The following is a 13161-nucleotide window of genomic DNA, read 5'->3' as shown; positions in this document are numbered from 1 at the left end:
ATGCGGCAAATTAAACTGGAGGGAGTCGTAGTAATCCGAGCAGCGGGGACAGATTATGGAATCTGTCCCCTTGCGGTAGGTGCTGCCGCAGCCGTTGGATGCATTGTCTGCGGTCGTCTAGTTCGTTTGGATTATAATCACAGGCCGGTGTTCGGTCATGGCGCAGCGGCGGGTGACCGCTGGCGCGCGGGCGGGGTGGCGCTGTGGCGGGCTCGCGTTCGGATGACTGGCTGAAGGTTTATGCCGCGCTCGGTGCGATCGGCGATCCGGCGTGGAGGCGGGTGCTGCGTTCCGTCCGGCACCTGCATCTCCCGGCGGGCGCGCAGGTGTTCCGCGACGGCGAGGCCTGCCAGTATTACCTGCTGGTCGTCGAGGGTTCGGTGCGGGTGCGCAAGACTACGCCGGACGGGCATGAGATCGTGCTCTATCATATCGATGCCGGCGGCACCTGTGAGCTGACCACTGTCTGCATGCTCGGCGGAAAGCGCTACGCAGCGGACGCGGTGGCCGCCACGCCGGTCCATGTCGTGTTGATCCCCAGGGAGGAGTTCCAGTCGGCGGTGAACGCATCGCCGGCCTTCCGTGACTTCGTCCATTCCTCGCTCGACAAGGGCGTCGGTGACCTGATCGCGCTGGTGGAGGCGGTCGCGTTCGGGCACATCGACCAGCGTCTCGCCCGGTATCTGCTGGCGTATCCCGGCGTGGACGGACGGATCGAGGCCACGCATCAGGAGATCGCGCACGAGCTGGGGACCGCGCGGGAGGTCGTCAGCCGGGCGCTGAAGCATTTCGAGCACACGGGCTGGGTGCGCCTGCACCGGGGCTGGATCGAGGTCGTGGACGCGACGGCGCTCCGGGGGTTGGTCGACCGGCCAGTGTGACGTTGTCACTGTCCTCGCCGGGAAATTCTGGCGGAATATCGGCGTCTGTCACCAATGTCGCTCCTGATCGACGGGAGGTAGGCGTCATGGAACGTATCCGTTCAAGATTGTTCGTTGTGCATAACATCGGTCTGATGGACAGGATGTTGCGCGTGTTCATCGGCACGGCGCTGCTGGCGGGCGGTATCGTCAGCATGTTCAACAATGCCGTGCTGACCTGGGAACCCTACGCGATGCTGATCTCCGTCTATCCGCTGATGACGAGCATGCTGGGATGGGATCCCTTCTATGCCGCGCTCGATGCGAGGACGTGCAGCCTGGAAGGCGGACGCAACGCCTGCGGCACATTTCCCTTCGAGGTGGATGCGCTGGTCTCGGGGGACAAGCTGGTGCCGGATTCGGACTATGACCACAGCCTGACCGCCGCGCATCACGAGCCGTTCCGCAAGCGGGCCGCGTGAGGCCTCGATGGCCCGAGGAGGCGTGCCGAACCGGGGATCCGCCGCTGAGCCCCCGCGGTACAGAGGGCGGATCTATGTCGACGGGGACGGATTTATAAATCTGTCCCCGGCGTACCCTGCCCCCGCAGCACGGGTCCTCCTGGGCGGTTTTCGTTCGGGCTTCGGCGTGTCGACGGGGACGGATGTACGTCGATGGGGACAGATTTATTAATCTGTCCCGCCCCCTCAGCGGGCCCGTGGAGGCGTTGTGTGCCGACCGGGATGATTTCTGGATTCCGCTGGCGCTCCATCCGGGCTACGGGCGGTTCTGAAGCAGAGGGGCGGATCTATGTCGACGGGGACAGATGTATAAATCTGTCCCCTTGTGGATCTTGCGGGTTTATTTCGTCAGCTTCTTGTACTTCAGGCGATGCGGGGCGTCGGCATCCGTGCCCAGGCGTTTGTGCCGGTCGGCCTCGTAATCCGCGTAGTTGCCCTGGAACCATTCGACGTGGCTGTCGCCCTCGAAGGCGAGCATGTGGGTGGCGATGCGGTCGAGGAACCAGCGGTCGTGCGAGATGACGACGGCGCAGCCGGGGAAGGCGAGCAGGGCCTCTTCGAGCGCGCGCAGGGTCTCGACGTCGAGGTCGTTGGTCGGTTCGTCGAGCAGCAGCACGTTGCCGCCGCTCTTCAGCAGCTTGGCCAGGTGCACGCGGTTGCGTTCGCCGCCGGAGAGATTGCCGATGTGCTTCTGCTGGTCGGTGCCCTTGAAGTTGAAGCGCGACAGGTACGAGCGCGACGGCGTCTCGAACTTGCCGACCTGGATGATGTCCTGGCCGCCGGAGACCTCTTCCCATACCGTCTTCTTGTCGTCGAGCGAGTCGCGCGACTGGTCGACGCAGGCGAGGCTGACGGTCGTGCCATAGACGATCTCGCCGGCGTCCGGCTTGTCGGTGCCGGCCAGCATGCGGAACAGGGTGGTCTTGCCGGCGCCGTTCGGGCCGATGACGCCGACGATGCCGCCGGGCGGCAGGCTGAAGCTGAGGTCGTCTATCAATAGAGTGTCGCCGAAACCCTTGCGCAGGTTCTTCACCTCGATGACCTGGTCGCCGAGGCGCGGGCCGGGCGGGATGTAGATCTCCTGCGTCTCGTTGCGCTTCTGCGATTCCTGCGAGGCCAGTTCCTCGAAGCGGGCAAGGCGCGCCTTGCTCTTGGCGTGGCGCCCCTTCGGGTTGCTGCGCACCCATTCCAGCTCGGCCTTCATCGCGCGCTGCTTGGCGCTCTCCTGTTTCTCTTCCGTCTCGAGGCGCTTCTCTTTCTGCTCCAGCCAGGAGGAGTAGTTGCCCTCCCACGGGATGCCGTGGCCGCGGTCGAGTTCGAGGATCCAGCCGGCGACGTTGTCGAGGAAGTAGCGGTCGTGGGTGATGGCGACCACGGTGCCGGGGAAGTCGTGCAGGAAACGCTCCAGCCAGGCGACCGACTCGGCGTCGAGGTGGTTGGTGGGCTCGTCGAGCAGCAGCATGTCCGGTTTGGACAGTAGCAGCGTGCACAGCGCGACGCGGCGGCGCTCGCCGCCCGACAGTTTGCTGACATCGGCGTCCCACGGCGGCAGCCGCAGCGCGTCGGCGGCGATCTCCAGCGTGCGGTCCAGCTCCCAGCCGCCGGCGGTGTCGATGGCGTCCTGCAGCTTGGCCTGTTCCTCGAGCAGGGCGTTCATCTCGTCGTCGCCCATCGGCTCGCCGAACTTCATGCTGATCTCGTTGAAGCGGTCGAGCAGCGCCTTCACCGGGCCGACGGCCTGCTCGACGTTGCCGCGCACGTCCTTGGACGCGTCGAGCTGCGGCTCCTGCGGCAGGTAGCCGATGCGGATGCCGGGTTGCGGGCGCGCCTCCCCGAGATGGTCCTTGTCGACGCCGGCCATGATGCGCAGCAGGCTCGACTTTCCTGATCCATTCAGGCCCAGCACGCCGATCTTTGCACCAGGAAAGAACGACAGCGAGATGTCCTTGAGGATTTCGCGCTTGGGCGGGACGACCTTGCCCACGCGGTTCATCGTGAAGATGTATTGCGCCATGAATGCTTCCCGGATAATGTTGGTGAACGCGGATTGGGCGCAATCTTAGCACAATCCCGGTGGAGCGTGCCCCCCGCCGCCCGCGCGGATGGACGCCGTACAGCAGGTGTGATGCAGGGCCCGGTGTCCGATGCGATTCGCCATCCTGTCGCGCAAACCCAGCCTCTACTCGACCCGCCGCCTGGTCGAGGCCGCCCACAATCACGGGCACGAGGCGGTCGTGATCGACCCGCTGCGCTGTTACATGAACATCGCCACCCACCGTCCGGGCATCTTCTACAAGGGAAAGGCGCTCGGCCCCTTTGATATCGTGGTGCCCCGCATCGGGGCGTCCATCACCTTCTATGGCACCGCGGTGCTGCGCCAGTTCGAGATGATGGGCGTGTATCCGCTCAATGAATCGGTCGCGATCTCGCGCGCGCGTGACAAGCTGCGTTCGATGCAGCTGCTGTCGCGCAAGGGGATCGGCCTGCCGGTGACGGCCTTCGCCCATTCGCCGGACGACGTCGAGCACGTCATCTCGATGGTGGGCGGCGCGCCGCTGGTGATCAAGCTGCTGGAGGGGACGCAGGGCATCGGCGTCGTGCTGGCGGAGACGCCGAAGGCGGCGGAGAGCGTGATCGAGGCCTTCTACGGCCTGAAGGCCAACATCCTGGTGCAGGAATACATCCGCGAGGCCGGCGGCGCGGACATGCGCTGTTTCGTGATCGGCGACAAGGTGGTGGCGGCGATGAAGCGGCAGGCGAAGGAGGGCGAGTTCCGCTCCAACCTGCATCGCGGCGGCGAGGGCTCGAAGGTGAAGCTGACGCCGGAGGAGCGCTCGACCGCGGTGCGCGCCGCGCGCGCCATCGGCCTCAACGTGGCCGGCGTCGACATCCTGCGCTCGAATCACGGCCCGGTGGTGATGGAGGTGAATTCCACCCCCGGCCTGGAGGGCATCGAGGAGGTGACCGGTGTCGACATCGCCGGACTGATCGTGCAGTTTGCGGAGAAAAATGCCAAGGCGAACCACACGCGCACGCGCGGCAAGGGCTGAGACGGCCGCGCCGTTCGAGATCGCCGGGACGCGGATCGCGCCCGGCGAGCGCCGCACCGTCGATCTCAGCATCGCGCGCTTCTACACCCACAGCGAGATGACCATGCCGGTGCACGTGGTGCACGGGCGCAGGCCGGGTCCGCGCCTGTTCATCTCGGCCGCGATGCACGGCGACGAGATCAACGGCGTCGAGATCATCCGGCGCCTGATCCGGCTGCCGCTGCTGGAGCGCCTGCGCGGGGCGCTGATCGCCGTGCCGATCGTCAATGTGCACGGCTTCATCTCGCAGTCGCGTTACCTGCCCGACCGGCGCGACCTCAACCGCAGTTTCCCCGGCAGCGGCCACGGTTCGCTCGCCGCGCGGCTCGCGCACCTGTTCACGGAGGAGGTGGTCAGCCGCGCCACCCACGGCATCGACCTGCACACCGGCGCGCTGCATCGCAGCAACCTGCCGCAGGTGCGCGCCCGCCTGGAGGACGCGGAGACCTTGCGGCTGGCCGAGGCCTTTCATGCCCCGATCCTGATCAATGCCGAGGTGCGGACGGGGTCGGTGCGCGAGGTCGCCACCCGACGCGGGATCCCGCTGCTGGTCTACGAGGGCGGCGAGGCGCTGCGCTTCGATGAGGAATCGATCCGCGCCGGTCTGCGCGGGGTGGTCGGCGTGATGCGCGCGCTGGAAATGCTGCCGGCGAATCCCGCGCGGCGGCCGCGCCCGGCGGGCGAGACGGTGATCGCGCGTTCCACCTCCTGGCTGCGCGCGCCGTCCGGCGGCATCCTGCGCACCGTACTCCCGCTCGGCAGCCATGTGCGCAAGGGCGAGGTGCTGGGCGTGATCTCCGACCCCTTCGGCGAACGCGAGCTCGCGTTGCGGGCGCCGGCGCACGGCATTGTCATCGGCTGCCTCAATCTGCCGCTGGTCAACGAGGGCGATGCGGTGTTCCACATCGCGCGCTTCGGCCGCCTGCGCGCGGCCGCCGCGCGGGTGGCGGAATTCCGCAGCCGCCCGCGCGAACTCGACCCGGAGCTGGTGGAAGCAGAGCCGGCGGGGTGAGGTGGAGAATTCCTTGGGGACAGATTTACGGGCAAAACGGGGATAGATTTATATAGGGTGTAATGGGGACAGATTTAAAATCTGTCCCCATACTTCCCGAGATTTATAAATCTGTCCCCATGACATCTCAAGGCAGGTGAGCAGTTCAGTGCGCCACCGCCGGAGGCTTGCCGACGAGGTAGGAGGCGTTGGGGATGATGTGGAGCCGGTTGTCCATTGCGGTGCGGCCGAGCAGCATGCGGAAGCGCATCGGGTCGCGCGGGGTCAGCGTGATCTCGATGGGCCAGACGTGGGGCCCGAGGTGCAGCGGCGTCGAGATCACGTAGCGCAGTTCGCGGTGCCCCCCGGAATCGCTGACCCAGCGGCGGTCGATCACCTGGGCGCGGCAGGTGACCACCGTGTCGGTGTGTTTCTGCAGGGGGTGGATGCTGAAACGCACCATGTCGCGGCCCTTCTCGCGATAGGCCATCAGTTCGAAGGTGTGCAGCGCGGAGGTGCGCGCGCCGGTATCCACCTTGGCCTTGATGGCGTGGATCCCGAGTTCGGGCAGGGAGACCCACTCCCGCCAACCGATCAGGATGCGCCTGTCCTGTGGTATAACAGCCTGTCCCATATCGCGGCGTGCGTCGTCTGTTGTGAGGAATTGATCGGCGATCCCGCCGACAAGTGTAGTGGTAACCGTTCGCGGCGGCAAACGCGCGGCGGCAGGATGGAAGTATGACGCAGGATAAAGAACCCACTCTTGAGCAGGCGATACGCGCCACCGCCGCGCGCTTCGAGCGCGCCGGACTGAGCTTCGGCCATGGCACCGACAACGCGCTGGACGAGGCCGCCTGGCTGGTGCTGGCCGCGCTCGGCCTGCCGCCGGAGGTGCCGGACGCGGTGCTGGCGACCGTGCTGACCCCGGAAGAACTGGACCGGCTGGAGGTGCTGGCGCGCCGCCGCGTGGAGGAACGCATCCCGACGGCGTATCTGGTCCACGCCGCCTGGTTCTGCGGCCTGAAGTTCTATGTCGACGAACGCGTGCTGGTGCCGCGCTCGCCCATCGCCGAACTGATCGAGCGCGGCTTCGAGCCCTGGCTGGCGGCGGACCATCCGGTGCGGCGCGTGCTCGACATCGGCACCGGCAGCGGCTGCATCGCGATCGCCTGCGCCTATGCCTTTCCGGAGGCCGAGGTCGATGCCGCGGACATCTCGCCGGAGGCGCTTGCGGTGGCGCGGCGCAACATCGAGGCGCACGGCCTCGCGAACCGCGTGCATGCGCGGGAGTCCGATCTGTTCGCGGGACTCGCGGGTCGTCGCTATGACATCATCGTCAGCAATCCGCCCTATGTCGACGCCGACGACATGGCGGCGCTGCCGCGCGAATACCATCACGAGCCGGGGCTCGGCCTCGCCGGCGGCGCGGACGGGCTTGACCTCGTCGTGCGTCTGCTGCAGGCGGCGTCCGATCATCTGGAGCCCGGCGGCATCCTGGTGGTCGAGGTCGGCAACAGCGAGGACGCACTCGCGCGCCGTTTCCCGGATGTGCCGTTCCTGTGGCTGGAGTTCGAGCGCGGCGGTGGCGGGGTGTTCCTGCTGACCGCGGAGCAGCTGAATACGTTTCGCGCGCGCTTCGCGGCAGCGCTTGACTGAGGAGCGGGGATGTCTAGGGAGTATGGGGACAGAATTACCAGTGAGTAGGGGACAGATTTATAAATCTGTCCCCATTTAGCATTTCGCGATCCGGGGACGATTTCAAATCCGTCCCCATACCGGGTAGTAAGGTGACAGATTTAAATTCGTCCCCGGTGCATGCTGGAGAGTAGAAGGAAAAAACATGGCGGTGGACCGCAAAATTCTCTCCTGGGCCTTTTACGACTGGGCCAATTCCGCCTATGCGACCGTGGTGATGGCGGGATTTTTTCCGGTGTTCTTCAAACAGTACTGGGCTGCAGGCCTGGCGCCGGCGGAGAGCACCTTTGCGCTTGGCCTCGGCAATTCGGTCTCGAGCATCGTGATCGCATTGTGCGCCCCGGTGCTGGGCGCTATCGCGGACCGCGCCGGGGCGCGCAAGCGCCTGCTGCTGTTCTTCACCGTGATCGGCGTGAGCGCGACGGCCTCGCTGTATCTGGTGACGCAGGGCGCGTACATCGCCGCCGTCGCGTTCTATGCCGTCGCGACGTTCGGCTTCATGGGCGGCAACCTGTTCTATGACGCGCTGATCGTCGAGGTCGCGACGGAGGACCGTTTCGATCGCGTGTCGGCCTGGGGTTACGCCCTCGGCTATCTCGGCGGTGGACTGCTGTTCGCCGTGCTGGTCGCGATGGCGGTGTTTCCGCAGCGTTTCGGCTTCGACGACGGGGCGCAGGTGGTGCGGCTCTCCTTCGTGATCGTGGCGGTGTGGTGGATGGTGTTCTCGCTGCCGGTGCTGCTGTTCGTGCGTGAGACCGCGCCGGCGCAGACCGGCTCGGTCGGCGCGGCGGTACGCGCGGGCTTGCGCCAGCTCGCGGAGACCTTTCATCACCTGCGCCAGTTGCGCGTGGTGATGCTGTTCCTCGCGGCCTACTGGCTCTATATCGATGGCGTCGACACCATCATCCGCATGGCGGTCGACTACGGGCTCGCGCTCGGTTTCAACTCCAACGACCTGATCACCGCGCTGCTGATCACCCAGTTCGTCGGTTTTCCGGCCGCGATCGTCTTCGGCCGCATCGGCGAGCGCTTCGGCGCCAAGAGCGGCATCTTCATCGCGATCGCCGTCTACATGGGGGTGACGGTGTGGGCGGCATTCATCGAGACCGTGGCCGGGTTCTACCAGATCGCGGTGGTGATCGGCCTGGTGCAGGGCGGCATCCAGTCGCTCAGCCGGGCGCTGTACGCGCGCCTGATCCCGCCGGACAAGACCGCCGAGTTCTTCGGCTTCTACAACATGCTGGGCAAGTTCGCGACCGTGATCGGCCCGGTCGCCATGGGCTGGGTCGCGCTGCTGACCGGAAGCGCGCGCTTTTCGGTGCTGGCGTTGCTGGTGCTGTTCGCGCTGGGGGCGGTATTGCTCTATTTCGTCGATATCGAGAAGGGACGTGGTCTGCGCGGCGGGCTCTGAGCCGTTCCGCCCGTCCCGTCCGTCGCGTATAATGGCCTTTCATCCAATGGGGGAAAGGCATGGATCAATCGCTGTCCATCGACGAGGGCCTGATCGCGCGCTACGACCGGAGCGGGCCGCGCTACACCTCCTATCCGACGGCGGACCGTTTCCATAACGGTTTCGGCGCGGACGATTACCGCGCCTGCGCCGCGGCCACCCGCGCCGAGGCGGTCGTGCGGCCGCTGTCGCTGTATTTCCATATCCCGTTCTGTGACACGCTGTGCTTCTACTGCGCCTGCAACAAGATCGCGACCAAGAACCGCGCGCACGCCATCCCCTATCTGGAGGCCCTGCACCGCGAGATCGCGCTGCAGGGCGAGCTGTTCGGCCGCGCCCGCACGGTGAACCAGTTGCACTGGGGCGGCGGCACGCCGACCTTCATCAGCCACGAGCAGATGCGCGCGCTGATGCGGGCGACGCGCGAGCATTTCACGCTGCGCGATGACGATCGCGGCGAGTATTCCATCGAGATCGATCCGCGCGAGGTGAAACCGGACACCGTCTCCCTGCTGCGCGAGCTCGGCTTCAATCGCATGAGCATGGGCGTGCAGGACTTCGACGAGCGCGTGCAGCGCGCGGTCAACCGCCTGCAGGGCGAGGCGGAGACCTTCGCCGTGCTGGACCAGGCGCGCGCCGCCGGCTTTCATTCGGTCAGCATCGATCTGATCTACGGCCTGCCGTTCCAGAGCCGGGAGAGTTTCCTGCGCACCCTCGACACGGTGATCACCGCCGGGCCGGACCGCCTGTCGGTGTTCAATTACGCCCACCTGCCCGAGCGCTTCGCGCCGCAGCGCCGCATCAGGGCGGAGGATCTGCCGCCGCCGGCCGACAAGCTCGCCATCCTGCACGCGACCATCGACCGGCTCACCGCCGCGGGCTATGTCTACATCGGTATGGATCACTTCGCGCGGCCGCAGGACGAGCTCGCGGTGGCGCAGCGCGAACGCACGCTGTACCGCAACTTCCAGGGCTATTCCACCCACGCCGATTGCGACCTGATCGGCCTCGGCGTTACCTCGATCGGCATGGTCGGCGACTGCTACGCCCAGAACGTCAAGGAGCTGGACGAGTATCAGCAGCGGCTCGCGGAAGGTCGCTTGCCCGTCTATCGCGGCATCCGTCTCGATGCCGACGACCGGCTTCGGCGCGAGGTGATCACGCGCCTGATCTGTCATTTCGAGCTCGACATGCGGGCGCTCGAGCGTGAGTTCGGCATCGACTTCGCGGCGTATTTCGCGGCCGAGCTCGCCGAGCTCGAGGCGATGGCGGCGGACGGCCTGCTCGACCTCGGCACCGACCGGATCGCTGTGCGCCCGGTCGGCCGCCTGCTGATCCGCAACATCTGCATGGTGTTCGATCGCTATCTGCGCGGCGGCGGCGAGCGGCGCTACTCCCGGGTCATCTGAGTCTTCATTTTCCCGGCGCCGGAGGCAAGACGGCGCCGCGTTTACCCGCTACAATAGCGCGCATGTCAGGCAACTCCATCGGCAGGCTGTTCACGGTGACGAGCTTCGGCGAGAGCCACGGGCCCGCGCTCGGCTGCATCGTCGACGGCTGTCCGCCGGGACTGGAGTTGTCCGAGCAGGATCTCCAGCACGACCTCGACCGTCGCAAGCCGGGCAAGTCGCGCCATGTGACCCAGCGCCGCGAGGACGATCTGGCGCAGATCCTGTCCGGCGTATTCGAGGGACGCACCACCGGCACGCCGATCGGGCTGCTGATCCAGAATCAGGACCAGCGCTCGAAGGATTACTCCGAGATCATGGACCGCTTCCGTCCCGGTCACGCCGACTACACCTATCAGCAGAAGTACGGCGTCCGTGACTATCGCGGCGGCGGGCGTTCCTCGGCGCGCGAGACCGCGATGCGGGTCGCCGCCGGCGCCATCGCGAAGAAGTACCTGCGGACGCGTTACGGCATCGAGATCCGCGGCTATCTGGCCCAGCTCGGCCCGATCCGGCCGGCGCGTTTCGACTGGGACGAGGTGGAGCGCAACCCGTTCTTCTGTCCCGATGCCGACCGGGTCGCCGAGATGGAGGCCTTCATGGATGCGCTACGCAAGTCGGGCGATTCGATCGGTGCCCGTATCAACGTGGTCGCGAGCGGGGTGATGCCGGGGCTCGGCGAGCCGGTGTTCGACCGCCTGGACGCCGATATCGCGCATGCCCTGATGAGTATCAACGCGGTGAAGGGCGTCGAGATCGGCGCCGGTTTCGCCTCCATCGAGCAGCGCGGCAGCGAGCACCGCGACGAGATCACCCCGCAGGGTTTCCTCGGCAACAACGCCGGCGGGATCCTCGGCGGCATCTCGAGCGGGCAGGATATCGTCGCGAGCATCGCGCTGAAACCGACCTCAAGCATCCGCCTGCCCGGACGCACCGTCGACCTGCGCGGAGATCCGGTCGAGATCGAGACCAAGGGCCGCCACGACCCCTGCGTCGGCATCCGCGCGACGCCGATCGCGGAGGCCATGCTCGCCATCGTCCTGATGGACCATGTGCTGCGGCATCGCGCGCAGAATCTCGATGTCCGCTCCGGGACCCCGGTGATACCGGCCTCGACGTCCGGGAAGTGAGGCGCGAGGCGTGAGGTGTGAGGCGTAATAGATCTCAAGACGGTCTCCGCATCGCTCTTCACGCTTCACCCCTTGCCCGGTAATGTACTTCCGTCTCTCCGGCTTCTATCTGTTCTATTTCGCCGCCCTCGGCGCGCTGCTGCCGTACTGGGGGATCTATCTCAAGTCGCTCGGTTTTTCCCCGGGCGACATCGGTGAGTTGCTCGCCCTGCTGATGGCGACCAAGATCGTCGCGCCCAACCTCTGGGGCTGGATCGCCGACCACACCGGGCGGCGCATGGCGGTGGTGCGCTCGGCGTCGCTGCTGGCGGTGATCGCCTTCTGCGGCGTGTTCTTCGGCCAGGGCTTCTGGTGGATGGCGGGGGTGATGGTCCTGTTCAGTTTTTTCTGGAACGCGGCGCTACCGCAGTTCGAGGCGGTGACCATGAGCCGGCTCGGCGCGGATTCCCATCGCTACAGCGGCATCCGGCTGTGGGGCTCGATCGGATTCATCGCCGCCGTGGCCGCGCTCGGTCCGCTGCTCGGACGCTATGACGCGGGCCTGCTGCCCTGGGTGCTCGTCGCGCTGTACGCGGCGATCTGGATCTCCACACTGCTGGTGCCGGATCAGCACATCGAGCCGGCGCATCACGAGCGCACCCGTTTGTGGGAGGTGCTGCGCCGCCCGCAGGTGGCGACGCTGCTGCTGGTGTGTTTCCTGATGCAGGCGAGCCACGGGCCGTACTACGGCTTTTATTCCATTTATCTGGAGGAGCATGGCTACGCGCGCTGGCTGATCGGACAGTTATGGGCGCTCGGCGTGATCGCCGAGGTCGCGGTGTTCATGCTGATGCACCGGTGGTTGCCGCGCTTCGGTGCGCGCCGCCTGTTGCTGGCGAGCCTGGCACTGACCGTGCTGCGCTGGCTGCTGATCGCGTATTTCGTCGACAGTCTCGCGGCGCTGGTCTTTGCGCAGACGCTGCACGCCGCCAGTTTCGGTGTCTACCATGCCGTGGCCATCACCCTGATCCACAAGTCCTTCACCGGTCGTCACCAGGGTCGCGGCCAGGCACTCTACAGCAGCCTGAGCTTCGGGGCGGGCGGCGCGGTGGGGAGCCTGTATGCCGGCTATCTGTGGGGCGCCGCGGGCGGCGGGGCGACGGCGGCGTTCCTGACCGCCGCCGCGCTCGCCGCGGCGGCCCTGCTGATCGCCCGGCGCGCGCTGACAACGGTCGAGTGACACGGCCACGCGGCCGCGTGGAGGTTTGACGCGCCGTGGGCTACGGCGTATCATCCCCATCCTTGCGGCGGCCGGGCGACCCCGTTATGCTCACACCCCGGTACTACGGGGTATAGCGCAGTCTGGTAGCGCGCCAGCTTTGGGAGCTGGATGTCGGGGGTTCGAATCCCTCTACCCCGACCAAACAGATACGCCGGCAGCCAGGCACCGGTGGTACGGATGGATCAGGGTGGTGCCTCAGCCTGCGCCCGTAGCTCATCTGGATAGAGCATCGGCCTTCTAAGCCGAGGGTAGCAGGTTCGAGTCCTGCCGGGCGCGCCATTTTCGTGCCGTGAGATGGCGCTGCCGGAATGAATGATGGTGAACGTAGCTCAGTCGGTAGAGCCCCGGATTGTGATTCCGGTTGTCGTGGGTTCGATCCCCATCGTTCACCCCATTTTATTGAGTGACAGGTATCGCGCGGGTGTCCGGCGGTTTCCGTCCTAAGCTTGTAATCAGGGCCGTTAGCTCAGTTGGTAGAGCAGCTGACTCTTAATCAGCGGGTCGTAGGTTCGATCCCTACACGGCCCACCAATATGGTGGTTTTTTGAGATCCTGGAAACCCTGAAGAACCCGCTCACCGCGGGTTTTTTTATTTCCGTCGACCGCCCGGCGCCGGCGCGACAGGGGGCGCCGGGGTTTCAGCCGTGTCCACCTCCACCGGGACTTCTCCGGGTCCTGCGCGGCGGGAGATCGAGCCCGCGAGTCAGCGTCGTATC

The 13161-nt window shown here is 66.2% G+C and carries 11 protein-coding genes and 4 tRNA genes; 13 read left to right on the top strand and 2 right to left on the bottom strand.

Annotated features, from left to right (window positions below; translation table 11 throughout):
• Window positions 1-203: 203 nt before the first annotated feature.
• Window positions 204-881, top strand: coding sequence for a Crp/Fnr family transcriptional regulator (locus IPM20_12915; protein MBK9132515.1), 678 nt, complete (start codon window positions 204-206; stop codon window positions 879-881).
• 86 nt (window positions 882-967) lie between these two features.
• The gene (locus IPM20_12910; protein ID MBK9132514.1) at window positions 968-1342 is read left to right on the top strand and encodes a DUF2892 domain-containing protein; all 375 of its coding nucleotides are present in this window, start codon (window positions 968-970) and stop codon (window positions 1340-1342) included.
• Between the two features lie 379 nt (window positions 1343-1721).
• Here the strand turns inward: IPM20_12910 and ettA are convergent, their stop codons facing one another.
• The gene (ettA, locus tag IPM20_12905; GenBank protein MBK9132513.1) at window positions 1722-3395 is read right to left on the bottom strand and encodes an energy-dependent translational throttle protein EttA; all 1674 of its coding nucleotides are present in this window, start codon (window positions 3393-3395) and stop codon (window positions 1722-1724) included.
• A 130-nt stretch (window positions 3396-3525) separates the two neighbouring features.
• Here ettA and rimK point away from each other — a divergent pair, with 130 nt between their 5' ends.
• On the top strand, window positions 3526-4431 hold the full coding sequence (rimK, locus tag IPM20_12900) for a 30S ribosomal protein S6--L-glutamate ligase (GenBank protein ID MBK9132512.1): 906 nt from the start codon (window positions 3526-3528) through the stop codon (window positions 4429-4431).
• Complete coding sequence (locus IPM20_12895) at window positions 4391-5482, top strand: succinylglutamate desuccinylase/aspartoacylase family protein (protein ID MBK9132511.1); 1092 nt, start codon at window positions 4391-4393, stop codon at window positions 5480-5482. The genes rimK and IPM20_12895 overlap by 41 nt, the downstream gene beginning before the upstream one ends.
• A gap of 145 nt (window positions 5483-5627) precedes the next feature.
• On the opposite strand, the gene IPM20_12890 is transcribed toward IPM20_12895, so the two are convergent.
• Window positions 5628-6095, bottom strand: coding sequence for an ATP-dependent zinc protease (locus IPM20_12890; protein ID MBK9132510.1), 468 nt, complete (start codon window positions 6093-6095; stop codon window positions 5628-5630).
• A gap of 104 nt (window positions 6096-6199) precedes the next feature.
• Here IPM20_12890 and prmB point away from each other — a divergent pair, with 104 nt between their 5' ends.
• From prmB to IPM20_12845, 9 genes are all read left to right on the top strand, one after another.
• The gene (gene prmB / locus IPM20_12885) at window positions 6200-7117 is read left to right on the top strand and encodes a 50S ribosomal protein L3 N(5)-glutamine methyltransferase (protein ID MBK9132509.1); all 918 of its coding nucleotides are present in this window, start codon (window positions 6200-6202) and stop codon (window positions 7115-7117) included.
• A 184-nt stretch (window positions 7118-7301) separates the two neighbouring features.
• A complete protein-coding gene (locus tag IPM20_12880; GenBank protein MBK9132508.1) occupies window positions 7302-8567 on the top strand; it encodes an MFS transporter in 1266 nt (421 codons plus the stop codon).
• A gap of 59 nt (window positions 8568-8626) precedes the next feature.
• Window positions 8627-10015 (top strand): oxygen-independent coproporphyrinogen III oxidase, encoded by a 1389-nt coding sequence (gene hemN / locus IPM20_12875; protein MBK9132507.1) that lies wholly within the window; start codon window positions 8627-8629, stop codon window positions 10013-10015.
• Between the two features lie 62 nt (window positions 10016-10077).
• Window positions 10078-11184 (top strand): chorismate synthase, encoded by a 1107-nt coding sequence (aroC, locus tag IPM20_12870; GenBank protein MBK9132506.1) that lies wholly within the window; start codon window positions 10078-10080, stop codon window positions 11182-11184.
• An 82-nt stretch (window positions 11185-11266) separates the two neighbouring features.
• Window positions 11267-12403 (top strand): MFS transporter, encoded by a 1137-nt coding sequence (locus IPM20_12865; protein MBK9132505.1) that lies wholly within the window; start codon window positions 11267-11269, stop codon window positions 12401-12403.
• Between the two features lie 106 nt (window positions 12404-12509).
• Window positions 12510-12586 (top strand) — tRNA-Pro (locus tag IPM20_12860).
• Window positions 12587-12647: 61 nt separating this feature from the next.
• Window positions 12648-12724: transfer RNA gene (locus tag IPM20_12855), tRNA-Arg, on the top strand.
• Between the two features lie 39 nt (window positions 12725-12763).
• Window positions 12764-12839: transfer RNA gene (locus tag IPM20_12850), tRNA-His, on the top strand.
• A gap of 61 nt (window positions 12840-12900) precedes the next feature.
• Window positions 12901-12976 (top strand) — tRNA-Lys (locus tag IPM20_12845).
• Window positions 12977-13161: the final 185 nt, after the last annotated feature.

This window comes from Gammaproteobacteria bacterium, from assembly GCA_016716465.1.
Classification (GTDB): Bacteria; Pseudomonadota; Gammaproteobacteria; order SZUA-140; family SZUA-140; genus JADJWH01.
Note: the sequence above shows the minus strand (reverse complement) of the source record. Positions and strands in the feature narration are given on the sequence as shown.